The organism is Caproicibacter fermentans (assembly GCF_014303955.1).
In the GTDB taxonomy this organism is placed as follows: domain Bacteria; phylum Bacillota; class Clostridia; order Oscillospirales; family Acutalibacteraceae; genus Caproicibacter; species Caproicibacter fermentans.
The window spans coordinates 2,701,387-2,728,375 of record NZ_CP060286.1 but is presented as its reverse complement, the minus strand read 5'-3'; the positions used below and the strand labels follow the sequence as shown (position 1 = coordinate 2,728,375).

At 54.7% G+C, this 26,989-nt stretch carries 23 protein-coding genes and 1 tRNA gene; 9 read left to right on the top strand and 15 right to left on the bottom strand.

What is annotated here, in order from left to right:
* Positions 1-40 precede the first annotated feature (40 nt).
* The 12 genes from cas2 to HCR03_RS13405 form a co-directional block, all read right to left on the bottom strand.
* A complete protein-coding gene (cas2, locus tag HCR03_RS13460) occupies positions 41-331 on the bottom strand; it encodes a CRISPR-associated endonuclease Cas2 (RefSeq protein WP_066646502.1) in 291 nt (96 codons plus the stop codon).
* Between the two features lie 3 nt (positions 332-334).
* Entirely contained in the window at positions 335-1,363 is a 1,029-nt protein-coding gene (cas1c, locus tag HCR03_RS13455) for a type I-C CRISPR-associated endonuclease Cas1c (protein ID WP_187034683.1), read from the bottom strand.
* Positions 1,347-1,982 (bottom strand): CRISPR-associated protein Cas4, encoded by a 636-nt coding sequence (gene cas4, locus HCR03_RS13450; protein WP_187034681.1) that lies wholly within the window; start codon positions 1,980-1,982, stop codon positions 1,347-1,349. The genes cas1c and cas4 overlap by 17 nt, the downstream gene beginning before the upstream one ends.
* Positions 1,969-2,826, bottom strand: coding sequence for a type I-C CRISPR-associated protein Cas7/Csd2 (gene cas7c, locus HCR03_RS13445; RefSeq protein ID WP_187034679.1), 858 nt, complete (start codon positions 2,824-2,826; stop codon positions 1,969-1,971). The genes cas4 and cas7c overlap by 14 nt, the downstream gene beginning before the upstream one ends.
* Entirely contained in the window at positions 2,813-4,654 is a 1,842-nt protein-coding gene (cas8c, locus tag HCR03_RS13440) for a type I-C CRISPR-associated protein Cas8c/Csd1 (RefSeq protein ID WP_187034677.1), read from the bottom strand. The genes cas7c and cas8c overlap by 14 nt, the downstream gene beginning before the upstream one ends.
* Entirely contained in the window at positions 4,648-5,325 is a 678-nt protein-coding gene (cas5c, locus tag HCR03_RS13435; protein ID WP_187034675.1) for a type I-C CRISPR-associated protein Cas5c, read from the bottom strand. Before cas5c ends, cas8c begins: the two co-directional genes overlap by 7 nt.
* Before the next feature lie 37 nt (positions 5,326-5,362).
* On the bottom strand, positions 5,363-7,546 hold the full coding sequence (gene cas3 / locus HCR03_RS13430) for a CRISPR-associated helicase Cas3' (RefSeq protein WP_187034673.1): 2,184 nt from the start codon (positions 7,544-7,546) through the stop codon (positions 5,363-5,365).
* A 288-nt stretch (positions 7,547-7,834) separates the two neighbouring features.
* On the bottom strand, positions 7,835-8,047 hold the full coding sequence (locus tag HCR03_RS13425; protein WP_156990818.1) for a hypothetical protein: 213 nt from the start codon (positions 8,045-8,047) through the stop codon (positions 7,835-7,837).
* 847 nt (positions 8,048-8,894) lie between these two features.
* Positions 8,895-8,971: transfer RNA gene (locus HCR03_RS13420), tRNA-Arg, on the bottom strand.
* 92 nt (positions 8,972-9,063) lie between these two features.
* Positions 9,064-9,510: a hypothetical protein gene (locus HCR03_RS13415; RefSeq protein ID WP_066646533.1), complete on the bottom strand. Its 447-nt coding sequence runs from the start codon at positions 9,508-9,510 to the stop codon at positions 9,064-9,066.
* Positions 9,511-9,590: 80 nt separating this feature from the next.
* Positions 9,591-12,251 (bottom strand): pyruvate, phosphate dikinase, encoded by a 2,661-nt coding sequence (gene ppdK, locus HCR03_RS13410; protein WP_156990819.1) that lies wholly within the window; start codon positions 12,249-12,251, stop codon positions 9,591-9,593.
* Positions 12,252-12,424: 173 nt separating this feature from the next.
* Positions 12,425-12,682, bottom strand: a complete 258-nt coding sequence (locus HCR03_RS13405) for a hypothetical protein (RefSeq protein ID WP_187034670.1) — start codon at positions 12,680-12,682, stop codon at positions 12,425-12,427.
* A gap of 253 nt (positions 12,683-12,935) precedes the next feature.
* Here HCR03_RS13405 and HCR03_RS13400 point away from each other — a divergent pair, with 253 nt between their 5' ends.
* The 6 genes from HCR03_RS13400 to HCR03_RS13375 all read left to right on the top strand — a co-directional run bounded on the left by HCR03_RS13400 (position 12,936) and on the right by HCR03_RS13375 (position 21,654).
* The gene (locus HCR03_RS13400; RefSeq protein ID WP_066646549.1) at positions 12,936-13,979 is read left to right on the top strand and encodes a sugar phosphate nucleotidyltransferase; all 1,044 of its coding nucleotides are present in this window, start codon (positions 12,936-12,938) and stop codon (positions 13,977-13,979) included.
* A 14-nt stretch (positions 13,980-13,993) separates the two neighbouring features.
* Entirely contained in the window at positions 13,994-14,950 is a 957-nt protein-coding gene (locus HCR03_RS13395; RefSeq protein WP_066646551.1) for a ribose-phosphate diphosphokinase, read from the top strand.
* A 125-nt stretch (positions 14,951-15,075) separates the two neighbouring features.
* Positions 15,076-15,690 carry an aminoacyl-tRNA hydrolase gene (gene pth, locus HCR03_RS13390; RefSeq protein WP_066646553.1) on the top strand — a complete coding sequence of 205 codons (615 nt, stop codon included), beginning with the start codon at positions 15,076-15,078 and terminating at the stop codon, positions 15,688-15,690.
* A 342-nt stretch (positions 15,691-16,032) separates the two neighbouring features.
* Entirely contained in the window at positions 16,033-19,494 is a 3,462-nt protein-coding gene (gene mfd / locus HCR03_RS13385) for a transcription-repair coupling factor (protein ID WP_187034668.1), read from the top strand.
* 129 nt (positions 19,495-19,623) lie between these two features.
* Complete coding sequence (locus HCR03_RS13380) at positions 19,624-20,706, top strand: hypothetical protein (RefSeq protein ID WP_187034666.1); 1,083 nt, start codon at positions 19,624-19,626, stop codon at positions 20,704-20,706.
* Positions 20,707-20,841: 135 nt separating this feature from the next.
* Complete coding sequence (locus tag HCR03_RS13375; RefSeq protein WP_187034664.1) at positions 20,842-21,654, top strand: EFR1 family ferrodoxin; 813 nt, start codon at positions 20,842-20,844, stop codon at positions 21,652-21,654.
* A 78-nt stretch (positions 21,655-21,732) separates the two neighbouring features.
* Here the strand turns inward: HCR03_RS13375 and HCR03_RS19840 are convergent, their stop codons facing one another.
* Positions 21,733-21,951: a hypothetical protein gene (locus tag HCR03_RS19840; protein ID WP_228724969.1), complete on the bottom strand. Its 219-nt coding sequence runs from the start codon at positions 21,949-21,951 to the stop codon at positions 21,733-21,735.
* Positions 21,948-22,907: a hypothetical protein gene (locus HCR03_RS13370; RefSeq protein ID WP_228724968.1), complete on the bottom strand. Its 960-nt coding sequence runs from the start codon at positions 22,905-22,907 to the stop codon at positions 21,948-21,950. The genes HCR03_RS19840 and HCR03_RS13370 overlap by 4 nt, the downstream gene beginning before the upstream one ends.
* Before the next feature lie 121 nt (positions 22,908-23,028).
* Between HCR03_RS13370 and HCR03_RS13365 the strand changes: the two genes are divergently transcribed.
* The 3 genes from HCR03_RS13365 to HCR03_RS13355 all read left to right on the top strand — a co-directional run bounded on the left by HCR03_RS13365 (position 23,029) and on the right by HCR03_RS13355 (position 25,282).
* Positions 23,029-23,301, top strand: a complete 273-nt coding sequence (locus tag HCR03_RS13365; protein ID WP_187034662.1) for a Smr/MutS family protein — start codon at positions 23,029-23,031, stop codon at positions 23,299-23,301.
* Positions 23,302-23,324: 23 nt separating this feature from the next.
* Positions 23,325-24,071: a DUF1287 domain-containing protein gene (locus tag HCR03_RS13360; protein ID WP_187034660.1), complete on the top strand. Its 747-nt coding sequence runs from the start codon at positions 23,325-23,327 to the stop codon at positions 24,069-24,071.
* Positions 24,072-24,295: 224 nt separating this feature from the next.
* Positions 24,296-25,282, top strand: coding sequence for an IS5 family transposase (locus HCR03_RS13355; RefSeq protein ID WP_187034658.1), 987 nt, complete (start codon positions 24,296-24,298; stop codon positions 25,280-25,282).
* 762 nt (positions 25,283-26,044) lie between these two features.
* Here the strand turns inward: HCR03_RS13355 and HCR03_RS13350 are convergent.
* On the bottom strand, positions 26,045-26,989 hold the full coding sequence (locus HCR03_RS13350) for a glycosyltransferase family 2 protein (protein ID WP_187034655.1): 945 nt from the start codon (positions 26,987-26,989) through the stop codon (positions 26,045-26,047).

Here is a 26,989-nt window from a genome sequence, read left to right as displayed (position 1 = left end):
CGAACCGCACGGTATTTTTGCAGTCACCGCACGTTCGCACTCAGAAAATCAACACCCCCTCGCTGTCATATCCCGGTTTCACACCGATATGCTCAACACGCTTTTTCCAGTTATCCCCCAAATAATAAAAACGCAGGCTGTCCTTATCAGGGTCAATCAGCTTGATAAGACGGTCTTTCATCTGTAAAAATTTGCCGTAGTCGAGATTAACCTCAAACACCGAATTTTGTACCCTCTGACCGTAATTGACACATTCTTTTGCGACTTTTCGCAGCCGTGTTTTGCCTTTTTCGGAAGTGATGTTCACGTCATAGGCGACAATGACAAACATATTCTACCCCCAGACAAGATTTGGATAAGTCTCGATTTCACCCCGAATATATTTGGCCAGCAGATTTGCCTGAACATAGGGAAACAGACCGATTGGCGCTTTTTCTTTCGTAAATGGATGTTTTACACATTCGTTCTTTTTGTTCTGCCATGCGGTAATGACTTTCTTTCGGCCGTCATCATTGAGCCATACTGCCCCGCTGACCTGCTTATCAAAATCACTTTTTTGCACGATTTTCAGATTGACCATCGTAAGGACCAAACGCTCAACCAATGCCCGGAATTCCTCCATGATATCGCACGCGAGAGAAGCCCTTCCCGGGCGCAGTGTATGAAACAGGCCAATATAGGGGTCGAGACCGACACATTCGAGAGCAGACGCAATATCATTAGTGCAGATCGTATAAAGAAAGGAAAGCATGGCGTTGGTTAAATCAAGAGGTGGGCGCTTTGTTCTTCCGGAAAGTGAGAAATCCTCTTTTTGTTGGGTAAACAGCGAGTCGAACACATCAAAATACGCTTTGGCGCTCTGACCCTCAATCCCCCGTAATGCTTCCGGTTCCTTTTCCTGAAGCAGCTTTTTCTGATTCTCTGTAAGCAAATCAATACAGCGGGACAGCTTGCCGCCGGTGTCGGTTTGCGGATAATCGCGGCGCGAACGCATGAGTAAATTGCGTGTGTTCTTCAGCTTTGCGGTGATCAGATTTTGGATCAGCTCCGTTTGTCTTTCCGGATCGGAGAACGTCTCCATTTGCTGTTTGCGCAGAAAGACATTGCCTTTCATCTGCCCGGTTACTCTGGCAAGGAACCTTCCGCCGGGAGAGATAAAGCACAGTCCGATCCGTTCTTCTGCGCATTTGCCCATCAGCGCCGGACTGCAGCCGGGATAGTTCATGCAGACAACGCTTTCAATATTGGAAAGCGGCAGTCTTGCGGCCTCTTTCCCATCTAACAGCATCACAATATTTTCCCCGTCCAGGCTGAGGTAGGCCTCCTGATGGGTGATATACAGCGTGTTAAGCAGTTTTCGCATGACGGCGCTTCTCCCCCTTTGGCATGCAAATATCCTTTAAGGAGCATCCGCCGCAGTACTGGCCGTCCCGGATGGGAGGAATGACGCAGGCTTCGCGCAGCGCTTTCATTTCCGAGAGGGTCGATTTTAAAAATGCGTAATCATCCTCGCGGAAATCAACCCGTATTCTTTTTCGGGTATCCGCGTAATAAAAGAAGGTTTTACAGTCTGTTTTGAAAATACCGTCCGCACAGATTTTCTGTGCCAGAAGCTGCATCGCGTCCTCACGCCGAAAATCACCGGCTTTGGGAGAACGCACCTTGTATTTGACAATGGTAAGTTCAAAGCGCTCGCCGTATTTCCCGATCAAGCATCCTGACGGAGAGCGGCGAAGTTCAAGGCAGTCGATCACGCCGAACAGCCCCCAGTCGTCGTTGTATACCCTGACCGACCGTTCCACGATTGCGCTGCGGGCCGAACCGCATTTGCCGGCGTCCACGTTTTCGTGGATCAGATTACCCTTGCAGACAAACACATTTTCGGCCCAGCTGCAATCGGTCTCCATCAGTCCCCACCGATGCGGGCAGTAGAGGTACTGCTGAACCGACCGGATCTCTGTCAACGTGTCAGAACTTTTCAATGATCTCTACCCCTTCGGGCATTGCCTTGTCAACCGTAATGCTGTAATCGCTGAATTTGCGGGGAATCTCCACTCCGCTTTTCTTTTCGATTGCTATTTTGTCGAACAGCAGATGGGATGGTGCATTGCCGAGGACCGAGTCGTGCTTGAAGACATACAGCTTCCGCATGCACAGTTTGCCCCGTGCCGCGCTGTGGTCGATTTCAAACATGTTTTCGATACTCCGCCAAAGCAGTGCAAGGTCGTCTTCACTGAACCCTGTTTTGTTGGCAAGCAGCGCGGAAACATATCCCTCCGCCCGGTAAAGGCCGTAGGGGATAAAGTTCTTTTTTCCCATGGTATTTCCCTTTTCGGACTGGTCGGATTCTGTGGTAAGGGCCTGACGGGTAATGGTGATTTCCTGCGGAAGCACCGGGTCGATGCTGCGCGCAAAGTTGATCTGAACCGGCCCGCGAACAATGCCGCACGGGTCGTCGCCTGTGCTCATAACGGCGCCGAAGGTACGCACGTCAAAATAATTTCTGCAGATGTAATCCCGAGCCTGTGCTACCGCGTTCTGGTCTTTGCCCTTCTGTTTCGTTTTGAGACTGCAGGCGTCGTATGCTTCAGTATACTTTGTGTTCAGGGCCCGGTCGTTTTTAATGAGAATATTGTAGCCGGGCTTTCCCTCCTGTGTGGCCTCGACATAGTTGCGGATTTTACGTTTGAGGCAGACGTCGGTCACAATGCCGATGCTTGTTTCGGCGTCGACGCGGGGCATATTGCCCGCGTCGGGATCTCCGTTGGGGTTGCCGTTCTCCACGTCGAAAAGCATGACGAACTCGTACCGGTTATGCAGGCTCATTGTCTTTCTCTCCTTCGCTTTTCTTTGCAAATATTTTTTCTTTTTGCTGGTAATATCCAAGGATAAACATCCCCTGCTTTTCCATGTTCATGGCCTTGGGGAAAGAGTCGCCGAGATTGCTTACAATTTCCTGAACGATTTGATCAAAGAAAATTGCATTGCCTCTGTCCAGTTTTCCGAAATGGCTCTGAGAAAGTTTCAGTAAGCGGGGGAAAACAAGATACGGCGTACTGCAGGCCGAGGAAAAAAACCTGTCCTTAATCGTGGTGTTGATCCCCGGAAGCGCCTTTTGCTGAATCATTTCCAGAACGGCAAAGAGTCTGCCGCAGTTGTAGGCGCCGTCCGTGTTCTGCGTGTTCAACATAGTAAATTCGCTCCTTTTTATAAGATCCATGCGTGTCAGGCACGCCTTGATGATCCGCACGCGGTCGCGGCTGACCGCATAAAACTTTTTCGCCGCGTCGTCCTGATCTGTTTTTGCCCGGCGCACCGCTGTTTCGAGCATAAAACGGGGATAAGGGGAGCCGCGGAGGATGCTTTGCAAGATTTTCGTCGAAAGGTCGGGCGGCAGCGGGTCCTTGGAGGCAATCGGTGATTTCAGTGCTTTGCTGATGAGCCAGATCGGCATCTGTTTGTCCGCCGGAGAGAGCTGCATATCCCTGTGATGCTGCTGAATACGGTCCATTATCGTTCCGAAAGAATTGTGTTCGAATATCTTGATGGCCAAACGGCTGCTGTTTGGTTTCACGCCGAGAATGTAAAACTCCGTGCCTTGATCGATCCCAAAGCCTTTCCAGTCGGCTTCCTTGCCCTGTGAAAGCTGACTGAAAACAGATGCAAGCGCCTGTTCCTGCGATTGACGTTCGTTCCGCTCCGCTTCGGATGGATCTTCCGCCGGCAAAGAGAAAAAACCAGCCCCGGTGTTGAATGCCTGCAGATACGGCTTTTCGGATTCCGCCGTCATAGCCCAGAAAAGGAGCGTCATACCGTCAAGCATCTGTTTATGAGCCGGTACGGAAGTGAGATAATTGAACGCCTTGGTATATTTCTCCATAATCTCCTGTGACACGGAACTGTTATAGGATTCCCTTCGGCCATAAGACCAGAAGGCCGACGACTTTAGGCAAACAATGTTCACGCCGGTGGCAAGCCCGCCGGATATTCCCGTAAGATTGTCGTGGATCCGGGCAATCTGGCCATACTTTCCGCTGATGCTGCACTGCCCCAACACCGCGTCGGCCGGGATCGGCCTGTTCCGCCAGTCGTTTTCCCACTTCTCTTTTACCTGCGCTTCACGACTGAGCGGTCTTTGTGCAGCTGGGTCTTCCTGCGACGTGACAATGAATTTCGCACCGCCGTATTTTTTGCCCAGTGCCGTAAGGAACGGATTGTCAAGCTCGTTTTCCGGGTTCCAGTTTTGCAGGAAGATTTTATATGCGTCGATGATCGGAGAGCTTAATCCCTCAAGAAACGAAAGATTTTTCTCTTTGCATTTTTCAAAGGCGAGCAGGGAGTTCTTCGTCGCCGAAAGCTTTTCATTCTTCTTGTCCCACTCAATGCCAAAAAGGTATTTTTCACGGTGGTCTATGGTTTCAGCCGAGATTCCGGGCACCGAGTTTCGAAAAGGAAAAAACTCGTCCCGCGGAACTTCCTTCTCTTTTTTTCCGTTGAGCACAGCTTTTGTGTACGGCAAAATCTCTTTTATGGTTCCGTTGGAATGTAACACCAAATTATAATTCACGCCAACTTTGCTGTAACCGTCCGGCACAAGGCCGCTGTCCTTCTGCCGGCACAGACAGTCGTAGTATTTGCTGAGCGCCCTTAACATAGCAGCCCCTTGGCATACTTCGCCACATCGATAACACCGTTTATCATATGGGGGCGGTAAAAGCGCGGTTCAGCGGAATCCAGACTTTTGCCGGTTTTATCTTTTTTATACTGAAGATCGTAAAGCATATACCCGAGGTCAACGTCGCCCGTGATCGGGCTTTGCGGAATTTTGTCGGTCAGCGTGATTCGCGCGGGAAATTCTCTGCAGCCGAGGCACGGCTGGGCGAAATGCTGTCCTTTGCGGAGCCGCCGCAGCAGAATGTTGTAGCACTTTTCCGGGGTCTGATTTTCTTCTTTTTCGTCCGTCAGCTCAAAGTGTGCCTCAACGCCGTAAAGGACATTTTTCAGCAGAAGGCTCGCCCGCTGGCTGATGCATTCCTTCGTATAAATGCTGATGTCGTCTGCCATGCCGTCCATCTGCTTTTTCACAGCGGATGGAAGCAGCTTTTCGCTGACCTCGTTTCGCCTGAGGTTGACGAACTGCACGGGCCTCAGCACATAGATCGTGTCAATGATGTATTTCATACCAGGGTGCCAGTAGATATTGGAAATTAGTCCGGTCAAAGCGCTCGGCGTCGGCACATCGTAGGAAACTCGTTCCACTTTCATCTCGGGCCTGCTGAAAAGCGCGTAGTCGCCTTCGATGAGAATCTTGATTCCGTAACCCATTGGAAACCTCCTTAATCTTTCTTGTGGCAAGATAATTTCACCAGATATTGGCTTCATTGTTTTCAAACAGAATTCCGGTTTCTCTGCTGTAATACCGCTCGCAGCCAAGGTAGCGGATTCCTTTTTCGTCACAGACAGCGCCGGCCTTGGTCAGTTTCTCAAATTCGTATGGGCGCAGCGAAATTGAACACTTCTGGAGCCGCCTCACGGCGGCCATCCCGCCGTAGGCGGCAGCTTTCAGCAGCGGCATAACCGTCTCCCTGTTTTCTTCGGTAACGATCACGAGCGGCTGCGTGTTTTCGTCAATCAGGCGAAAATCCCCGGCATATCGGGCGTAATTGAATCCGAATCCGTCAATGCCGCAGGAAGCGGGGGAGAACGCCGCTTTGAAATCCATCGATTTTCTGCTGTCAAGCGTATAGGCATAAAGCCGGTTAAAGTAAAACTCGACTGCCTCTGGAGAAGCCACATCGTCATATCTTTGAAACACTTCACGGCAGAACGATTGCTGAATCATAAATTCATTGCTTTTGGGCCGCAGGTCTTCCTCCTCAAACTCAAAGGCGTATGTTTTGCAGTCCCGCTTTTTGCCCTCACGGTTGCAGCGCCCGGCAGTTTGGAGCAGATTGTCAAGCCCTGCAAGTTCGCGGAAAACAAGGTCGAAATCCAAATCTACGCCTGCTTCGATAAGCGATGTGGAGACCAGGCAGAAATGTTCGCGATTTGCAAGGGAATCCCTCACTTCGGCGATGACCCTGCTGCGGTCGTCGTGGGTCATGTAGGTCGAGAGATGATACTTTTTCCCCGGCAGCAGTTGATAAATCCGTCTTGCGGCCCTGCGGGAATTGACAACGATGAGCGAATTTTCAGCCTCCGCCGCGAGACCTGCCAGCTTTTCCGACGAGCGCCGTCCAAGAGATTCGATTTTGCAGCGGTCAAAAATGGGAAAACTGCTTTTGTCTTCCGTCAGGTCGAGGGATTTTACACCTCCGCAGCCGAATTCGCGCATCCATGTGTGAAAATCGGGCATGGTGGCCGTCATGAAGACCGCTTCGCAGTGATATCTCTGGGTCAGAATCCGCACAGCTTCCAGACATGGCTGAAAAAACAGGCTGGGGAACATATGTGCTTCGTCGAACACGATGACGCTGTCGGCAATATTGTGCAGTTTGCGGAGCTCGCTGCCGCGGTTGCCGTAAATCGATTCAAAGAACTGCACGTTGGTTGTCACAACAATGGATGCGTCCCAGTTTTCAGCCGTTCGTTTGAGTCTTTTGCGCATAGCGGCGTCTTGAACGGATTCGTAATCAAAGTTGCAGTGGTGTTCCAAAATGGTTTCGGCTCCAAAGATGTCTTTGAACACCTTCGCATTCTGTTCAATGATGCTTGTGTAAGGAATCACATAGATAATGTGCTTTTTATGAGACCGAATTGCTCTTTCGAGCGCGAACTGCATGCTGGTGAGCGTCTTGCCGCTTCCCGTGGGCATATGAATCAGATAAATGTCGGCCTTTTCATCCGCGTGTGATATGACCTGCCTGCGCAGAGCCTCACGGGCTCGTTTGACGGGAGTATCCGCCTGAAACTGCGCAATATGCTGATTCATCAGATCGCAGCACGCCATGAAGTCTGCATGAATCCCCCGTTTCTTTCGGCCGCTGCAGAATTCTTCCGTGTCAAGATAATCGGCATCGGTCAGACAGGAAAACATCATCCGTGTCCAAAAAGCGTATTCTTTTTTAATATCGTCCGCGCTGCTGCCGTTCCTGCAAACGGCATCTTTCGCGGGGAAGGCGTTGATTTCAGTTAGTGCAAGCTCGCCTTTGCAGGCGGTAAAATCCTGCTGTTCTCTTTTCATGCGTCCGAGAAGTGTCGGTTCGTCTTCCGAATCGGTTCGGTTGCCCACATCCGGCAGACCGCTGTGGTGACCGGCAATGCAATATGCCCCCGACTCCGGCCACTTCATTTCGAGCCATCGTCTTGCTCCGGCAATCGAGTGCTCCACAGACAGCTTTTCACCGTGCAGGCGGAGCTGAAAATCGGTCTGGTATTTTCCCGCATCGTGCAGCAGTCCGAGATCTTCGGCATATTCCTCCGTGCACCATGCCGCAGAAAATTTCTTTACAAGCTTTGCAACATTTTCGGAATGTTCTTTTATGGTCTGCCACTTTTCCTCGTTTTCCCCTTCAAGGGTATGTGCATAGTAAACCGGACGTTCCATAGTTATCTCCCACATGAAAGCCTTAATTTCCATTTATGTAAGTACTTGGCAGCACATGATATAGCCCGTCTCTGTCAGCAGTCGAACTCCGCATTTTTGCTTAAAACACGTCGTTGCCGGGCTCCTGGGCAGAAGCTCTAACCATGCTTAGCACATACTTCCTTTTATCATTATATTCTCACAAAACAGTAAATTCAACGAAATATGCTAAGAAAAACTTAAAAATGCGGAACCAGTTCCGCATTTCATAAAAACGGACGCCTCCGGTTTTTATCTCGGAAGCGTCCGTTACTCTTTTCTATTCAGCAGAACCGCGGGCTGCACCGCAAAACTCCCGAACCTGTTTTTCAGCCGGTCCACCGCGCGGTCCAGATGTTTCAGCCGTTCCCGGCCCGCCTCATCCCGGTACAGGTTCCCCTGGGAAGGAACCGTGTCCGGAACAAGATCCGTCATGCTGATTCCGATGCTCCGGATTGGCCGTTCCCATCGGTAACCATCCAAGTTAATGCCTTATAATTTCTATAACGAATAAAGGAAGCCATTATGCTTCCTAAAAATCCATAATAAAGGTTAAGTGGAAATATACTGCTTTATGGGCCCAAGTGATATAATAATAAGAGAAAATAAAATAACCCTATCAATAACTTACATTAGCTGTAAAGAATTTTGCGGATTCTTTACACTAATCAAAACGTAAAAACACGTTACGTTCCGAAGACTAATTAGTCATCAACAGGGTTGGTTTTCTGTGTTACATTAATGGTAGCATGGTAATCATTATACTTGTCAAGAGTCTTGAGCGTAACAGTTTCTTCCAGACTGCGTTCAGGCTCTTGCTTTTTTATTGCCCTTTTTACGAAAGCAAGATCGTGGACGTACCAGTTCACGATTTCCACAACGGACCGGTTGTGTACCTCTTGTCTCTGACCTTAAAAAGCCAGTTGCGCGAGGTTGGCGCACTTTGAAAAGATTAAGTAAACCAAAACCAACATTTGAACCTAAACTTCAAATGTTCGCGCTGATTTGCTTGTAATATGCTTGCCGGAAGTATACCGGAGTTGGATCGAACCATTTTAAGTTGCGCGACGATGAGCAAATATATGAAAAGAGGTGATGAAAGCTCGGAGCCAACCTCTGAACTCCCTGATAACGTGAACAACTTATCTGCACCAGAAATGTGGGTTTGCACAGGAACGGCTTTCGGATGACAGGCAGTTTTATGTTCTCTTTGGTTGTACCAATCAGAACAGCCAGAGAGTTATCATAAAATCAAATGTTTAGAGGCTTAAACACTTGATTTTATGATAACAAGGGCAAAATGATGTTCACTTTGCCCCAGTACCATATTTGGCGCGCCCGAAGGGATTCGAACCCCTGACCTTCTGATTCGTAGTCAGACACTCTATCCAGCTGAGCTACGAGCGCATTCTGAAAGCTGCCCTTCTGGACAGCTTTATTATTATATTAGATTCAGCGAAAAAAGTCAAGCCTTTTCAGGTGTTTTTTTCAGGATCGGTTTAGTCCGCGTCGGACGGCGGTGCGCAGAGGCAAAATCCCCACGAGGCAAGTGCCAGGGATAAAATCGATACCAGTATGATCAGGTAGTGCAGCCCCGTCAGCATGACGGAATCCACCATCTTCCGCTTTGCCGCGCTGAAAAAGCATGCCGCCGCCAGCATGTAAAACGCGCTGAGGCCCGCCGCCGTACCGTAATTGTAACGCGTTTTCAGGAAAATCAGCAGCAGAATGGTTAAAACCGGAAGCAGGCACGAAAGCAGCAGGTAAACCAGAGCGTCGTTTGCAAACCCCATGCCGGCATATCGCGAAATCATACTGAAAACGCTCAGCGACTTGGCGCCACCGGAACCTGCGGTGTCGGCTGTCCTGCCGACGGGCAGGAACTGCATCCCAATCAGCAGCAGCTGCATTGCGATCAGCAGGATTTTCACCTGTTTTTTCAGCATCAGATCCGGCCTCCCTTTTTTGAAAAGAATTCCCCTGCGCGTTTACGCGCAGGGGAAACTGAAAGCTTTAGAAGCAGAAATCAGGCTTTCGCCCTTTTCTCCTTAATTGCAGCCTGCGCAGCCGCCAGACGCGCGATCGGCACGCGGAACGGCGAGCAGGAAACGTAATTGAGACCCGCGAAATGGCAGAACTCCACGGAAGACGGATCGCCGCCGTGTTCGCCGCAGATGCCAAGGTGGATATCCGGGCGGGTGGCGCGGCCGTCGGCCACCGCCATCTTGATCAGTTTGCCGACGCCCACCTGGTCAAGGTGCGCGAACGGATCGGATTCATAGATCTTGTTCTCGTAGTAGGAATCGAGGAACTTGCCGGCATCGTCGCGGCTGAATCCAAAGGTCATCTGGGTCAGGTCGTTCGTGCCGAAGCTGAAGAACTCGGCTTCCTTGGCGATATCGCCCGCGGTCAGAGCGGCGCGCGGAATCTCGATCATGGTGCCGACCTGATATTTCAGATCCACGCCGGCTTCCTTGATGATCCTGTCGGCTGTGGATGTTACGATATCTTTCACAAATTTGAGCTCCTTGATTTCGCCGACCAGCGGAATCATGATGTTCGGCTCGGTTTTGAATTCCGGATGCTTTTTGTTCACGTTGATTGCCGCATTGATCACAGCGGTGGTCTGCATTTCCGCGATTTCCGGATAGGAAACAGACAGACGGCATCCGCGGTGGCCCATCATCGGGTTGAATTCATGCAGGCTGGAGATGACGTTCTTGAGCTCTTCGACGGTGATTTTCAGTTCGCCGGCGATCTCTTTGATATCCTCTTCCTTGGTCGGCAGGAATTCATGCAGCGGCGGATCGAGGTAACGGATAATGACCGGGCGGCCCTCCATGACCTCGTACAGGCCCTCAAAGTCGCCCTGCTGGTACGGCAGGAGCTTGGCAAGCGCAGTTTTGCGTTCCTCAACCGTCTTCGCGACGATCATCTCACGCATGGCCTTGATGCGCTCGCCCTCAAAGAACATGTGCTCCGTGCGGCACAGGCCGATGCCTTCCGCGCCGAACTCACGGGCCTGCTTCGCATCGCGCGGAGTATCGGCATTGGTGTAAACCTGCAGCTTGCGGGCTTTGTCGGCCCAGGCCATAAAGCGGCCGAAGTTGCCGGAAATGGACGCCGGAACGGTCGGGATCGCAATGTCGTACACCTTGCCGGTCGAACCGTCAATGGAGATATAGTCGCCTTCTTTTACGGTCTTGCCGGAGAGAGTAAACTGCTTCTTGTCGTAGTCGACGGTGATTTCGCCGCAGCCGGACACACAGCAGGTGCCCATGCCGCGCGCGACAACCGCCGCGTGGGAGGTCATGCCGCCGCGTACGGTCAGGATGCCCTGCGCAACCGCCATGCCTTCGATATCCTCCGGAGAGGTTTCCAGACGGACCAGGATGACTTTTTCACCCTTCGTGGCCCATTCCTTGGCGTCTTCCGCGGAGAAGACGACCTTGCCGCAGGCAGCCCCCGGAGACGCCGCGAGGCCGTGCCCGATTTCTTTCGATTTTTTCAGTACTTCCGCGTCAAACTGAGGATGCAGAAGCGCGTCAAGCTGCTTGGGTTCCACGCGGAGAACAGCCTCTTCCTCATTGATCATGCCTTCATCCACAAGGTCACATGCAACCTTCAGAGCGGCGGCGGCGGTACGCTTGCCGTTGCGGGTCTGCAGCATGAACAGGTGGCCGTCCTCAATGGTGAACTCCATGTCCTGCATATCCTTGAAATGGTTTTCAAGTCGCGTCGCAATCTCAACGAACTGATCGTACACCTGCGGCATCTGGTCCTTCAGATGGCTGATCGGGGACGGTGTGCGGACGCCCGCGACGACGTCTTCGCCCTGCGCGTTGATCAGGTATTCGCCGAAAAGCGCCTTTTCGCCGGTTGCCGGGTTGCGGGTAAACGCTACGCCCGTGCCGGAGTTGTCGCCGGAGTTGCCGAACGCCATCTGCTGAACGTTAACGGCGGTGCCCCACTCGTACGGAATTTCGTTCATCTTGCGGTAAACGTTTGCACGGGGGTTGTCCCAGGAACGGAAAACAGCCTTAACAGCCTCGATCAGCTGTTCCTTCGGATCCTGCGGGAACGGCTTGTGCTCGTTATCCTCGTAAATCTTCTTGAAAACAACGACCAGCTTTTTCAGGTCTTCGGCGGTCAGGTCCACATCGTTCTTAACGCCCTTTTCCGCCTTCATTTTATCGATCTCTTCTTCAAACAGGCTCTTGGAAACGCCCATGACGACGTCCGCGAACATCTGAACAAACCGGCGGTAGCTGTCGTAAGCAAAACGTGCGTTGTTTGTCTTTTTCGCCAGACCTTCAACGGATTCGTCGTTGAGGCCCAGGTTCAGGATCGTGTCCATCATGCCGGGCATGGACTGGCGCGCGCCGGAGCGGACGGATACCAGCAGCGGGTTGCTGATGTCGCCGAAGGTTTTCCCGGTGATTTTCTCCAGGCCCTTCATATGCTCAAAAATATCCTTTTCGATATCCGCATTGATCTGGCGGCCGTCTTTGTAGTACTGGGTGCACGCGTCGGTCGTGATGGTGAAGCCCTGCGGAACCGGCATCCCGGCCGCGGTCATTTCCGCCAGGCCCGCGCCCTTGCCGCCCAGGGTATTCTTCATCGTGGTCATGTCGCCGTGAAAAGCTCCACTGCCCTCGGAGAAATAATAAAGGAATTTATTGCTCATTAAACTACCTCCTGAAAAAGATTTTATAATAATGTATTGAACATTCGCGGACGATCGCAAATCGCTCAACCTGTATTATATCAAATACGGGAATCAAATGCTATAACTTTTTCCAAATCACAAACATTATTTTTTCCCTGATTTCACAGAAAATTCCAGCGCATCGGCTTCGGTCATTCCAGCAGCCGTCCCGCATAAACAGCGTTTTCGCGCGGGACAAGTATGACATAATAATCCTTGATCCGGAGGCCCCCCCGGGTGAGTCCCAGGCTTCCGCATCCCGGAAAATTTATGGAAAACCGGCGCGAATTCCTTCTGGTTTTCGCCTTGAATTTTACGCCGGAGTTTTGCAGAAGAGTCTGCTTTCTAAGGTACTCCCCGTAATCCGTTCCAAGGTAGACCTCGACCCAGTCCGCATGAAAAAACCTCATGGAAAATCCCCTTTTCAACAAAGCGCTGCCTGAGCTTCATCATGCCGATGGCACCATCGTTTTCCATTCTTTAATTCCTTTTTTCCATTCTATTCCATATCATGACATAAGTCAATCGATTTTTAACAGATCATTGTACAAAATTTAACAGATACACCAAAATGGCTTGAAAAAAAAATTGAATATGAGATAATAGAAGCGAAGAAATTCGGTACACATGAATACGCAAACCCCAAGATACGGAGGAATCAGCATGCCACAGGAAAATTGCGCCGTGATTCTTGCCGCGGGAGAGGGAAAACGGATGAAGCGGGATTGTCCCAAGGCTCTCGCGCCCGTCCTGTTCAAGCCGATGCTGGAATGGGTTCTCGATTCCGTAAAGGCGGCGGGGATCGGGCGCCTGTGTGTTGTCACCGGGCACCTGCACAAACAGGTGGAGCAATATTTGTCCGAATACGACCCCGGCCTTCGCACCGTCTATCAGCCGCAGCGCAGGGGCACCGGGCACGCCGTGATGATGGCGGCCGATTTTTTGCGCTCAAATGACGGCGGCAGCGTTCTGGTCCTGAACGGGGATTCCCCGTTTGTCAGTCCGAAAGAAATCCGGAACGCCTACGAAATCCACCGCGAAAACGAAAACGCCGTTACGGTGATTTCGGCGGAGCTGCCCGACCCCGCGGGTTACGGGCGCATTGTGCGCGACCCGCAGACCGGCAGACTTGCCGCCATTGTGGAACAAAAAGACGCTTCCCCCGAAGTGCAAAAGATTCCGGAGATCAATTCCGGGGCATACTGGTTTCAAACAAAGGCCCTGCTGGGAATTCTCTCGGAAATCAGGAACGACAACGCCCAGGGGGAATACTATTTGACGGACGCCGTGCGGCTCCTGATTGAACGGGGCGCGGAGGCGGACGCCTGCAAAGCCGGCAGCGCACAGGCGGTGCTGGGCGCCAACGACTGCCTTCAGCTTGCCGAGCTGAACCGCATCGCGCGCGAAAAAATTCTGACCGCCCACCTTCTGGAGGGCACCGATATCCCCTGCAGCGACGGGGTTATCATCGGTCCGGACGTCTCCGTCGGCCGCAACGTCAGCATTCTGCCGGGAACCATCCTGCGCGGCAGAACCTCGGTGGGGGCGGGCTGCGTCGTCGGGCCGAACACCGTTCTGACCGACTGCGCCGTCGGCGAGGGCGCTGTTCTCAATTCGGTACAGTGCAGCGGGTGCACCATTCAACCCGGGCAGACCGTTGCTCCATATACATTCATGATCAAACAGGCAAAGACAGACAAAAATTAGGGGGATAAACACAAATGAGTTTTCATGGGAAAGACATCAAAATCTTCGCCGCCAGCGCGAGCCAGGAAACGGCTAAAAAGATCGCCAAATGCCTCGGGCTTCCTCTGGGCAGAAGCGACGTCGGCACATTCAGCGACGGCGAAATTTCGGTTTCTCTCTACGATTCGGTCCGCGGCTCCGACTGTTTCATCGTGCAGTCCACCTGCGCTCCCGTCAACAGCAACCTGATGGAGCTGCTTATCATGATCGACGCCATGAAGCGCGCTTCCGCCGCCAGAATCACCGCCGTCATGCCGTACTTCGGCTACGCCCGCCAGGACCGCAAGGCAAAGGCGCACGACCCCATCACGGCAAAGCTCTGCGCCGACCTTCTGACCACGGCCGGAGCGAACCGCGTTCTGACCATGGACCTGCACGCGTCGCAGATTCAGGGCTTCTTCAACATTCCGGTCGACCATCTGCTTGGAGTGCCGCTTCTCGCTTCCCACATGAAGGAACTGATTGCCGGGCACGCCGACGAATACGTCGTGGTATCCCCCGACCTCGGCTCCGTCACGCGGGCGCGCAACTTTGCCGACCGTCTCGGCGTGCCGCTCGCCATTGTGGACAAACGCCGCCAGAAGGCCAACGTCTGCGAGGTGATGAACATCATCGGCAGCGTAAAGGGGAAAAAGATCATTCTGGTGGACGACATGATTGACACCGCCGGAACCCTCTGCAACGCCGCGCAGGCCATTATGGACAACGGCGCGACCCAGGTGACCGCCTGCGCGACGCACGGCGTTCTGTCCGGTCCGGCGATCGAGCGGATTCAGAACAGCCCGATCAAAAACGTCTTCCTGCTCAGCACTATTCCGATCCCGGAGGAAAAAATGCTGCCGAACATGACGGTGTTCTCCGTCGCCCCGCTGTTTGCGGAAGCGATCGACCGCATTTACGAAGACAAACCGGTTTCCCCCATGTTTGTCTGATTCCGGCAGGAAGAACAGCTTACGATACAGGGCATCGCGCCCGGGCGCCACACCCGGGCGGCGGAACAAGGCGGGGCGGATCATCCGTCCCGCCCGTTTCCGCATTCTTTTCAAGGGAGAATTTTATGCTGAACAACCTGTTGCACCTCCGCCCCCAGCCGGCGGGGCCGGTCGAATACCTGGTCGTGGGCCTGGGCAACCCGGGCTCAAAATACGACGGGACGAGACATAACGCGGGGTTCATGGCCGTCGACCACATCGCCGAACAGGCCGGGGTTAAAATCGACCGGCTGAAATTCAAAGGCCTCTGCGCGCCGGCGCGGATCGGCGGAAAAAACGTGCTGCTTTTAAAGCCCGGCACTTATATGAACCTGAGCGGGCAAAGCGTGGTGGAAGCGATGAACTTTTACCATATTCCGCCCGAACGGGTCGTCGTTCTTTTCGACGACATCAGTTTTCCGCCCGGAAAGCTGCGCATCCGCCTGAAAGGAAGCGACGGCGGCCAGAACGGGATGAAAAACATCATTTACCTTTCCGGCAGCGACTGTTTTCCGCGCATCAAGCTCGGCACGGGCGACCGCCCGGACCGCCGGTGGGACCTTGCGGACTGGGTTCTTTCCCGCTTTTCGCCGGACGACCTCAAGCGTTTCCAGGAGGCCGCCGCCCACGCAAACGACGCCGTCGCGCTGATAGTGCAGGGCAAAGCCGCCGAGGCAATGAATCTCTACAACGGAAAATAATACCGCAGGACCGATTTTCCTCCGTAACTGACAGATTGGAGGATGACCGTAAGTCTGAGAACAATCGTGTCGCCTAAAACAATATCAGGATGCTTCGCGCTGATTTGCGCCATTTTGGGCGCAATTTATGATGTGACCGGCGCGCCGGGAAAAAAGGCGACACCCTCGGCGCGTTTTTTTATGATAATGAATTTGGCGGACGGAATTTCAAGGGATTCAGCGGCCTGTTATGGGAACGCCCTGTTTTGAACCCCGGCGACCGGATTCCAGTCATGATTGAAGAGAACAATCCCGGCAGCAGCTGTCCCGATACTGCCGCCGGGTTCGAATAAGGAGAGTTTCATGGAATTTCTGACAACCGCCGTCCGCGGACTCAAGGAATTTACGGATTTGGAGTCCGCCGTCGGCAGCCGGATGCTGCCCGCCGCGGTAACCGGGGTATCCGGGGTCCACAAAGCAAACATCATCTATTCGCTCTGCGCAGATCGGCGGCGCAGGGCTTTCGTCGTCGCCGGAGACGAAGCGGAGGCGCAGCGCCTGTGCTCCGACCTGACGGCGATGGGCCTGAGGCCCCTGTTCTACCCGGCGCGCGACTTTTCGTTCCACGACGCGGAGGGCAGCTCCCACGAATACGAACACCAGCGGCTGCAGGTTTTGGAGCGCCTGATTTCAGGCACCTGCGACGCGGTTGTCTGCTGCATTGACGCCGCCCTTCAGCTCACCATTCCGCCCGCCGAGCTCAGGCGCCGCACCGTCACGCTGGAAACGGGCAAAAGCGTTCCGATGGAGCGGGTGCTCGGCGTCCTTTCCGCCTGCGGGTACGAGCGCGCCGCCCAGATAGAAGGCGCGGGGCAGTTCGCCGCGCGGGGCGGAATTCTCGACTTTTATCCGCCGGGCGGCGAAGCGCCGGTCCGCGCGGAATTTTTCGGGGAGGAGGTCGACTCCCTCTCCCTGTTCGACCCCGTCTCCCAGCGGCGGACGGAATCCATTCCCTCGGCGACCATCGAACCCGCCGCAGAAGCGCTGATCGAGCATCCGCAGATTCTGGCCGAACAGCTCCGCCGCCTTGCGTCCGAGCTGAGGGGCAAGGCCGCGCCGGCGGCAAGGGCCGTTTTAAACGAACAGGCCGACAAGCTGAACAACGGAGTTCACCTTGGCTGCGCGGACAAATACCTGCCCCTTCTGTATGGAGAAAAAGCGACGCTTTTCAGCTATCTTTCGCAGGACATGCTGCTGTTTGTCAGCGAACCGGTCAAATTGCGGGAACGGATGCGAAGCGTGCTGTGGCAGTGGGGCGAGGATCTCAGGGAGCTTCTTTCGGACGGCACCCTGTGCCGGGGACTGGACAGCTACAGCGGGGACTGGGCCTGTGCGCTCGCGGCGTTCGAGCGCTTCGGCGCGGTTTACCTGGACGCGTTTGTCCACGGCGGCTATGAAACGCCGGTGCGCACCCTGATCGGCATGAACGCGCGCCAGCTTTCCTCCTGGGGCGGCAGCATCCAGCTTCTGACCGAGGATCTTCAGAACATGCTCTTCAACCGCTGGGCCTGCGCCGTGCTCTGCGGCTCCGAACGCGCGGCGCGCAACGTCGCGGCGGACCTTCAGGCAAAGGGAATCAACGCGGCGTTTGTGGAAAGCCCGAAGAAAATCGAACGCGGAGAAGTGGTCGTAACCCTCGGCGCGCTCTCCGGCGGGATTGAGTACCCCGGGGCTTTTTTCGGCCTGATCACCCACGGGCGCGCGGTACTCCCCCATGTGAAAAAGCAGAAAAAGAAAAAAAGCGGCGAAGCGATTTACAGCATCTCCGATCTGACGCCGGGGGACTACATCGTCCATGCCTCGCACGGCATCGGCGTGTTCGAGGGAATCCACAAAATCGACATGAACGGCGTCGTCAAAGACTACATCAAGGTGCGCTACGCCAAAAACGACCTGCTGTATGTTCCCGTGACACAGCTCGACATGGTTTCCAAATACATCGGCCCGCGGGAGGACGCCACCATCCGACTGAGCCGTCTGGGCGGAAGCGACTGGCAGAAGGCGAAGGCAAAGGTGCGCCGCGCCGTCAAGGACATTGCGGACGACCTGATCCGCCTGTACGCCCAGCGCATGCAGGCCAAAGGGCACGCGTTTGCCCCGGACTCCGAATGGCAGCGTGATTTTGAAGCGCATTTCGAATTTGAGGAAACCGAAGATCAGCTCCGCTGCATCGAGGAAATCAAATCCGACATGGAAAAGAGCGCGCCGATGGACCGCCTGCTGTGCGGAGACGTCGGCTTCGGCAAAACGGAGGTGGCCCTGCGCGCCGCGTTCAAGTGCATCACCGACTCCATGCAGTGCGCGATGCTGGTGCCCACGACGATTCTCGCGTGGCAGCATTACCAGACCATCACCCGCCGCATGGAGGGGTTCCCCATCCGCGTCGAGCTGCTTTCGCGCTTCCGCTCGGCAAAGGAGCAGGCCGAAATCATCAAAAAGCTCGCCCGCGGCGAAATCGACATGGTCGTCGGCACGCACCGGCTGATTTCCAAGGATGTGGAATTCCGAAACCTGGGCCTCATCATCGTCGACGAGGAGCAGCGCTTCGGAGTCGCGCAGAAAGAACGGCTGAAAACGCGTTACAAGGACGTGGACGTCCTCACGCTTTCGGCGACGCCGATCCCCCGGACGCTGAACATGGCGCTGTCCGGCATCCGCGACATGAGCGTGATTGAAGAAGCGCCGCACGACCGGCACCCGGTGCAGACTTATGTGCTGGAGCATGACGACGGCATCCTCTTTGAAGCCATCCGCCGCGAGCTGCGGCGCGGCGGGCAGGTTTACTATCTGCACAACGATGTGGGAAGCATCCAGCAGGTCGCAACACGGATTCAGCAGGCAATTCCGGAAGCGAAGGTCGGCTACGGTCACGGAAAAATGAACGAGCAGGAGCTTTCGGAGGTCTGGCGTCGCCTGATCGAGCAGGAGATCGACGTTCTGGTCTGCACGACGATTATCGAAACCGGCGTGGACGTGCCGAACGTCAACACGCTGATTATTGACAACGCCGACCACATGGGCCTGTCCCAGCTGCATCAGATCCGCGGGCGCGTCGGGCGTTCCAGCCGTCGGGCGTTCGCCTACCTGACCTTCAAGCGCGACAAGGCGCTCTCCGAAATCGCGCAGAAGCGCCTTTCCGCCATCCGGCAGTTCACGGAGTTCGGCTCCGGGTTCAAAATCGCAATGCGCGACCTTGAAATCCGCGGCGCGGGGAACATTCTGGGCGGCGAGCAGCACGGGCACATGGAGGCCGTCGGCTACGACATGTACCTGCACCTGCTGGGCGAAGCCGTCGACCGCGCAAAGGGCAAGCCGGTGCAGGAATACGGCGAAGAGTGCCTGGTCGACATGCAGGTCACCGCGCATATCCCGGAAAGCTACATTGCCGACCTGAACCAGCGGCTCGACATCTACCGCCGCATCGCGGACATCCGCACGCGGGAGGACGCGCTGGACGTCACGGACGAACTGATCGACCGGTTCGGCGAACCGCCCGCCAGCGTGAACGGCCTGATCGACATCGCGCTTCTGCGCAACGTCGCCTCCCGTCTCGGCATCCGCGAGGTGCGCCAGCAGGAAAGCTCGATCTTCCTCTACTCCGACCGAATCGACATGAAAAAGGTCGGCGCGCTGGTGTCCGCGCTGCGCGGCAGGGTTCTGCTCAACGCGGGCGCAAAGCCCTATGTCAGCGTGAAGATCGTCCCGGACGAAACTCCGCTGCAGACGCTGTCGCAGGCGCTCAGGCTGATGGAAGCTCCTTCCTGACGGATGAAATCCGGATGAGAATACCCCGCCGCCCGAAAAAAGCATGGACAGGATACCGGAAAAAGTGTATAATTGCAATCATGAAACAAAGCCTTTGGGAAGAATGTTAAGAATATCGGAGTGTGTCAAATGAAAAGAATGAAAAAGGTCGCCGCGCTGCTCCTTGCCGCGGTTATGCTGGCCTCCACGGCCGCGTGTTCCTCCGACAAGAGCTGGGCCGCGAAAAACGACAGCCTGACCGTGCCGATCGGCAGCTATATTTATGAGCTGTACGCCGCGTATTACAGCGCTTCCAGCCAGACGGGCGATACGGCCGCCGGCAGCGCCTCCTCCCAGGCCGCGGAATCTTCCGTGCTGGACCGGAAAATCGACGGCAAGGACGCCAAAACGTGGATTCGCGAAAAAGCGCTGAATTCAACAAAATCGCTTTTCGTCATCGACCGGAAAATGAAGGATCTGAAGCTGACGCTGACGGACGCCGAAAAGGCATCCATCAAAACCAACACCGACAGCTCCTGGGCTAACTACAAGAGCACGCTGGAGGGCTACGGAATTGCGGAAAGCTCCTATCAGCTCGCCGCGGCGGAATACAGCGCGAAATACCAGAAGGTTTTTCAGGCCACCTATGGCAAAAGCGGAGCCAAGGCGGTTCCCGACGACGAGCTGAAGAGTTTCTTTGAAAAGAACTACACCGATTTTTCCTATGTGCTGTGCAAGCTTTATAAAACGGATTCGAGCGGAAACTATTCCGCTTCTTTCACCGACAGCGAAAAGAAAAAGGCCGAAGCGGAATTCAACGACTACGCCTCTAAAATCAGCGCCGGAACCATGACGCTGCAGCAGGCGGCCGACGCATACAAATCAGTTGACTCCACCATTTCGGTTCAGAACGACACCGCGAACCTCAAGACAAATCTTCAGGGTTATCCGGACGACCTTGTCAAGCTGCTCGACGGAATGAAAGCCGGCGAAACCAAGGCGGCCGAGATTTCCAGCGGCTACCTCTACATTCTCGCAACCAAGAACGATATTGCAAAGAAGACCGCCGATGAGATGAAAACCGACGACGGCAGGAACAACCTGCTTGCCGATTACAAGGGGCAGGAATTTTCCGACGAGATTTCCAAGGAAGCAGACTCCGTCAGCGGAGTGACCATAAACGAAAAGGCGATCGATTCTTACGACCCGTCCATGTTCGCTGCGGAAAAGTAACCGCCGTTCCCCCGATCTGAAAGAGCCGCCGGGAAGCAGACGCTTTCCGGCGGCTCTTTGCGTCCCCGGTTCCTTGCCGCGGCGGGAAAATCGTGGTAAAATATGGGCAGCCAACACAGCGAAATCGGGTGTAACATGGAACTGAAAACTGTCGAACTGATTTATTTCTCTCCCACCGGCACAACGCGCGAAACCGTCCGTGCCGTCGCGGAGGGAACCGGCGCTTCCATTCTCCGGGAAACGGATCTGACCCGGAAAGAAAACCGCGGCCCGCTCCCCGCCGCCTGCGCCGACCTTTTGATCCTCGGGGTTCCGGTCTACGCGGGCAGAGTCCCCGCGTTTCTGCTTTCCTGCCTGAACGGAATGGACGGAGGAGGCAGGTCCGCCGTTTTTGTCGCCGTTTACGGCGGCATTGATTACGGCGTCACGCTGAACGAACTCGCGGAAATCGCCGAAGCCCGCGGTTTCGTTCCCGCCGCAGCGGGCGCCTTTCTCGGTCAGCATTCCTTTTCCACCCCGGATTTTCCGGTTGAGGCGGGCCGCCCCAACGAAAAGGATCTTGCCGCCGCGCAGGAATTCGGGCGAAAAATCACGCAAAAACTCTTCGCGGCAAAGGACGCTTCCGCCCTGTCCTTTCTGATTCCGAAAGGGAAAATCCCGCTGCCCGGACGTATTTTGCCAAAGAGCGCCGCAAAGGCCTTCGCGCGCCCTCCGCGTTTCCAGCTGGAATTTTGTCCTCGGTGCGGCGCGTGCGCGCGTATCTGCCCGATGGGCGCGATCGACCCGAACACGCTCCGCATCGACGAAAAAGCCTGCATCCGATGCTTTGCGTGCGTCAGAGCCTGTCCCAAGGGCGCACGCGCCGTTCAGTTCCGGTTTGGTTCCCTGCCGGGCCGGTTTCTCCAAAGGGAAAGCAAGCAGAAAAAGGAAGCGCGGTATTTTCTGTAATCCCGCGCTTCCCTGTAGGAACTGCGCTCCGGCGGGAGCGCAGTTCGTTTTTTTCCGTTGTGTATTACGCGGCGCCCTCTAGTACAGCACGACCGTGCCGCCCTTCACCGCACAGCGGCATTCATAGCTTTTCTGCGTTTCGTTTTCCACGTCATAAATCGAATTGAATTCAAACGAATCCTTTCCGTCTGAAAGGATGTAACGCGCGATGATGAACCGATCGTCCACGCAGGTTACAAATTTGCCAAGATCGCCGGGATATTTGGCGTGAATCTTCGAATTCAGGACGCCCGTCACCTCGCAGAAGCCGTCGCCCTCCGCAATGCGGTAGGCGCGCCCCCCTGCGGGTCGATGCTGAAGAGGGCGTCCTCTTCGTCCTGCCCCAGGCTGAGCGTCGCGGCAACCGATTTTCGCCCGGTCTGCTTGTCATAGGCGCACAGGCGCTGGTCCCCGGTCGGGAAATACCGCGCGCGGAAATACAGACTGCCGTCGTCCATCCCGACATAGCGCACCAGGCCGCTGGTCCCTGCGCTGAGGATGAGCTCAAGGGGAACGCATTCCTCCCCCGCCTTGACGGCTACGATAAAGTCAAGCAGAGGGCAAAGCCAGACGTTGTCGTTGATATTGTCGCCCAGCCAGCGCATATTGTGAAAGCATTTCAGCTTTTCCTCCTCGTCCCCGTGCGGCTGCAGCACCAGAAGCTGCCGTTCCCCGCTCTGGTCATAGGAAAGCAGGCTCCCCGCGTTCCCGTTGCAGATGCGCGGGTCGCGGGCGTAATAGTACCGGCCCTCCTCCAGGTCGTACAGATAGGCAACCCGGGAAAGCCCCGTCAGTCTTTTATATTCGTGAAACAGCTGCCGATGCCTTTCATTCGCGGATGTGTACAGAAGCACATGGCTTTCATCCAGCGCGCGGCACTCGGCAAAGGTCCCGATGAAGTTCAGCCGGGCCATGTTCTTTTCCGCTCCGGTATTCTTGTCCACGCGCAGAATCCAGACCGTGCTTTCTCCGGATTCCATGACGATGACAAGGTCTTCCGGGAAGCTGAAAAAATGCTGCACATAAGCCGGGTCCGTCAAAAAATAATTCGCGACAATGCGCTCCCGGCGTGTTTTCAGGTTGTATTCGAGAAGAAAGAGGCTGTTATGCCCTTCCTCCGATTTTTCCTCAGCATAATAGATTTTATCGCCGTCAAATTCGATCAGCGACACATTGCTGCTGGTAAACAGATTTCGCAAATCAACCACTTTCACCGGTCTCACCCCCGACCATTCCCATTATATCAGAAACCATATAAAAATCCAATCGTGCAGGGCATGCTTCGTCCCTTTTTTCTCACTCCGTGTTATAATAAATTCGGAGAGGTGAATCGCCATGCATATTTCAAAGACGGGTTCCGTTCTGGAAGCGGATCTTCACGGCCTGACGGCGGAGGACGCAAAGCGCCGTCTGGAGCATCTTCTTCCCCACGCCGGGCCGCAGGTCAGGGAAATCCGGGTCATCCACGGCTACAACGGAGGGCAGGCCCTGCGCAACATGGTCCGCGTGCGACTCAAGCATCCCCGCATCGCTTCCAAGCTCGTCACCCTGAACCCCGGGGAAACCAGGCTTCTGCTTGCTCCTCCGGACAAAAAGCAGAACCGATGACCGGCCCGCGGGAGGGACTTTTTATGGCGATTCGCCGAAGCCGATTTATTCTTTTCATCCTGATCGCGGCGCTTGCCTTCGGGGCCTGTCTTACCGTCCTCTGGCTGCGCCCGCAAAACGGCGGCGGCAGCCTGTCGCCGGGGCAAAGCGGCACGCCGCCGAAGGAGGATCGATCGGCTGAGGACTTCGGGATTCAGACCGTTCACAGCCCAGTGGATTTCAATGGAAACGGCACGGACGATTACACCGATTTTCTGCTTGGCGCCCGCAAAGACGCGCAGGACAAACCGAAATACGACAATTCCTACTATCGGGGCGGATACCCGCCGGATGGCTCCGGCGCCTGCACGGACCTTGTCTGGCGCGCTTTCCGGAACGCCGGGTACTGCCTGAAAGACATGGTGGACCGGGATATTGCGGAGCACACGCCCGCTTATCCCGTCGATGGAAAGCCGGACCCCAACATCGACTTCCGCCGCACGGCCGTTTTGAAAATCTATTTTGAGCGGCACGCCGTTTCTCTGACGACGGACCCGAAACAGATCGCCGAGTGGCAGCCCGGCGACATCGTCACGTTCGGGACCCATCACATCGGGATCATCTCCGACCGCAGGGACAAAAGCGGCATTCCCTATTTGCTCCACAACGCGGGACAGCCGGAGCGCGAGGAGGACGCGCTGACGCGCTGCGGCGAAATCAGCGGGCATTTCCGATTCGACGCGAGCCGGTTGAAAAAAAGCGAATTGATTCCGTTCGGTTCACCGAAATAAGCCTGTCCTCAGGTTGGGCGGGACGCAAAGCGGCTATCGCGCTGCGCGGCCTTAATCCTTCTCATTTTATTCTTCTTATTCTTCTGGGGCTGATTGCCCCAATAATAAAATAGCGCCGCGCTGCGGCTGAATAATTAAGGAACCTCTGATTTAATCCGCCCCTCTACCGAAGAGAGGAGAACTCTGGTAAAATAGAACTATCAATTCACAGGCGGTGCAGAGAAATGAAAAAGCAACAAACTTTTACGGATATCGAATATAGCTGCAGAAAGAAGAAAACACGGCGGGAAGAGTTTCTGGAAACCATGGACGAGATTATCCCGTGGGAAGAGTGGGTCGGTATCATTGCGCCGTATTATCCCCACGGCAAACGGGGACGTCCACCCATGGGCATAGAACGGATGCTGCGGATGTATCTGCTGCAGATCTGGTTCAACCTTTCCGACCCGGCTACCGAGGACGCAATCTATGACAGCTATGCCATGCGTAAGTTTACCGGCATCGATTTCATGACGGAGAATGTCCCGGATGAGACGACGCTTTGCAAGTTTCGGCACCTGCTGGAAAAAGACGGGCTAAACAAGCTGTTTTTTGACGCCATTAACCGCGTCATGGTAGCTACCGGCCACATGATGAAAGGCGGCACAATTGTAGACGCTACCATCATCAACGCACCCAGCTCTACAAAAAATGCGGAGAAAGCACGCGACCCGGAGATGCATCAAACAAAAAAGGGGAATGAATGGCGTTTCGGCATGAAGTGTCACGCCGGCGTTGACGCCGGCAGCGGGCTGGTTCACACGATAGAGGTAACTGCCGCCAACGAACATGATGTGACCGCAGCGGCGAAACTCATCCGTAAGGATGACGAGGTGGTCTATGGTGATTCCGGTTATCTTGGTATTCAAAAGCGCCCGGAGGTTCGGAATGACGCGCATTTATCCAAGATCGACTACCGTATCAACCGCCGTCCGCACAGCTTGCCTAGGGTTTCCGACAATTCCATTGATTGGGAGCGTCTCATCGAACATCGCAAATCCTCTGTGCGATGCAAAGTGGAGCACGTTTTTCGCATCATCAAATGCCAATTTGGCTACACGAAAACCCGGTACAGAGGCTTAATGAAAAACGAGAACCGGCTGTATGCCATGTTCGCGTGCGCAAATCTCTATATGCTGGCAATGGCAGGTCGAAGTTTCAGTGAGACCTGACAAGGGAGAAGTGCGCCCATTTCCGCAAAAGTGGAAATAAATTCAGGAGTATAGCGTCGAAATTCGACGTAATCATTCAGTTGGAACGCCTCTTGAATCCCTTTTCGCTGAATTCCTCTTCCTGCGCCATTTGTTCAGAGGTTCCTTAAGAAAGTAAAACAAAAAAAGGACGAACCGCCGCCGCTTTCATACGATAAAAATATTTAGTTGAATTTTGGAAAATAAAGGATTATAATGAGATTGCAAGGCAAATAAAAAGCGCAATGCAGGAATGGAGTGGGCAAACACCCCATCCCCTGCATACGGAGCACCAGCCTCCATATACCACGGAATTCACCGCGCATTGCAGAAACCATTATACTTCCTTTTTCCGTTTTTGTACAGAGGGAAGAAAGATGGTCCACAACCTGATTGCGCGCGCGCCGGTGTATGGAATGACCCTTTTCCGTACCGGCGCTTTTTGTTTTCTTGCGGGTAACAAACGCCGCGCCTCGCAAAGGGTGAACTCCTCGGCAGGCACGCGGCGGCATGTTCCCCGCCGGCAAAACTGATGTTTGTGATAAGAACTGTGGAAAAAGTAATGCAACCCCTACCATACCCGGCGCGCGCGGAGCGTTTTTGCCGGCAAAAGGGAGCAAAGCGCCCGTTCGGCGGGCGCTTTGCTCCTGATTTTTTTATGCCGGTCCGTCCGGACGGGGCGCGCCTATGGCGTTCACGGTTTCAGCCTTTTGGGAGTTCCGACCCTCCGTCCCGACCGGAGGGTCATTTTTTGAATTCTTCGATCTTATACCGCGGCCTTGCCTTGACCTCCGCGTAAATTTTGCCGAGATAAGTGCCTACAACGCCCATACCGAGCAGAATGAGGCCGCCGAGCAGCCACAGCGACCAGAACGCCGCAAGCCAGCCGGCCCAGCCGGCGGCAAAATGAGCGATCCCCGCCCAGACCGTGCCGACAAAGCCGATCAGGCTGACCAGAACGCCGAGATGAAAAATCAGCTTCAGGGGTTTCACGCTGAACGACGTGATTCCGTCCACCGCGAACGCCAGCATCTTTTTGAGCGGATATTTCGACTCGCCCGCGAACCGCTCGTGCCGGTCATAGGTGACGACCGCGCTGCGGTACCCGATGAGCGGCACCAGCCCTCGCAGGAACAGGTTGACCTCGCGGTACTCCGAAAGCGCGTCGAGCGCGCGGCGGCTCATCAGGCGGTAATCCGCGTGGTTGTAAACCACGTCAACGCCCAGCACCGCCATAAAGCGGTAAAAGCCGAGAGCGGTCATCCGCTTAAAGGCCGTGTCGGTATCGCGCTTGTTCCTCACGCCGTAAACCACGTCGCAGCCTTCCAGATATTTTTTGACGAATTCGTCCAGAACATCCACATCGTCCTGTAAGTCCGCGTCCAGGCTGACCGCGCAGTCCGCGAGCTCCCGCGCCGTCATCAGGCCCGCCAGCAGCGCGTTCTGGTGCCCGCGGTTGTGCGCCAGCTTAATCCCGCTGACCAGCTTATTGGCGTCGCAGAATTCGGAAATCATCCGCCAGGTTCCGTCCCGGCTGCCGTCATCCACAAAGAGCATCCGGCTCTTCGGGTCCGCCAGCCCGGCGGAAATCATGGCGTGCAGTTTTTCCGTCAGCCGTTTCACCGTTTCCGGCAAAACCTGTTCCTCGTTATAACAGGGAATCACAAAATATACTACCGGTACAGACAT

What these genes read in the sequence shown, in the direction of transcription:
- cas2 (WP_066646502.1), bottom strand. Translation starts at nt 331, where the DNA reads ATGTTTGTCATTGTCGCCTATGACGTGAACATCACTTCCGAAAAAGGC.
- cas1c (WP_187034683.1), bottom strand. Translation starts at nt 1,363, where the DNA reads ATGCGAAAACTGCTTAACACGCTGTATATCACCCATCAGGAGGCCTAC.
- cas7c (WP_187034679.1), bottom strand. Translation starts at nt 2,826, where the DNA reads ATGAGCCTGCATAACCGGTACGAGTTCGTCATGCTTTTCGACGTGGAG.
- cas8c (WP_187034677.1), bottom strand. Translation starts at nt 4,654, where the DNA reads ATGTTAAGGGCGCTCAGCAAATACTACGACTGTCTGTGCCGGCAGAAG.
- cas5c (WP_187034675.1), bottom strand. Translation starts at nt 5,325, where the DNA reads ATGGGTTACGGAATCAAGATTCTCATCGAAGGCGACTACGCGCTTTTC.
- cas3 (WP_187034673.1), bottom strand. Translation starts at nt 7,546, where the DNA reads ATGGAACGTCCGGTTTACTATGCACATACCCTTGAAGGGGAAAACGAG.
- HCR03_RS13415 (WP_066646533.1), bottom strand. Translation starts at nt 9,510, where the DNA reads ATGCTGAAAAAACAGGTGAAAATCCTGCTGATCGCAATGCAGCTGCTG.
- ppdK (WP_156990819.1), bottom strand. Translation starts at nt 12,251, where the DNA reads ATGAGCAATAAATTCCTTTATTATTTCTCCGAGGGCAGTGGAGCTTTT.
- HCR03_RS13405 (WP_187034670.1), bottom strand. Translation starts at nt 12,682, where the DNA reads ATGAGGTTTTTTCATGCGGACTGGGTCGAGGTCTACCTTGGAACGGAT.
- HCR03_RS13400 (WP_066646549.1), top strand. Translation starts at nt 12,936, where the DNA reads ATGCCACAGGAAAATTGCGCCGTGATTCTTGCCGCGGGAGAGGGAAAA.
- HCR03_RS13395 (WP_066646551.1), top strand. Translation starts at nt 13,994, where the DNA reads ATGAGTTTTCATGGGAAAGACATCAAAATCTTCGCCGCCAGCGCGAGC.
- pth (WP_066646553.1), top strand. Translation starts at nt 15,076, where the DNA reads ATGCTGAACAACCTGTTGCACCTCCGCCCCCAGCCGGCGGGGCCGGTC.
- mfd (WP_187034668.1), top strand. Translation starts at nt 16,033, where the DNA reads ATGGAATTTCTGACAACCGCCGTCCGCGGACTCAAGGAATTTACGGAT.
- HCR03_RS13380 (WP_187034666.1), top strand. Translation starts at nt 19,624, where the DNA reads ATGAAAAGAATGAAAAAGGTCGCCGCGCTGCTCCTTGCCGCGGTTATG.
- HCR03_RS13375 (WP_187034664.1), top strand. Translation starts at nt 20,842, where the DNA reads ATGGAACTGAAAACTGTCGAACTGATTTATTTCTCTCCCACCGGCACA.
- HCR03_RS13365 (WP_187034662.1), top strand. Translation starts at nt 23,029, where the DNA reads ATGCATATTTCAAAGACGGGTTCCGTTCTGGAAGCGGATCTTCACGGC.
- HCR03_RS13360 (WP_187034660.1), top strand. Translation starts at nt 23,325, where the DNA reads ATGGCGATTCGCCGAAGCCGATTTATTCTTTTCATCCTGATCGCGGCG.
- HCR03_RS13355 (WP_187034658.1), top strand. Translation starts at nt 24,296, where the DNA reads ATGAAAAAGCAACAAACTTTTACGGATATCGAATATAGCTGCAGAAAG.
- HCR03_RS13350 (WP_187034655.1), bottom strand. Translation starts at nt 26,989, where the DNA reads ATGTCTGTACCGGTAGTATATTTTGTGATTCCCTGTTATAACGAGGAA.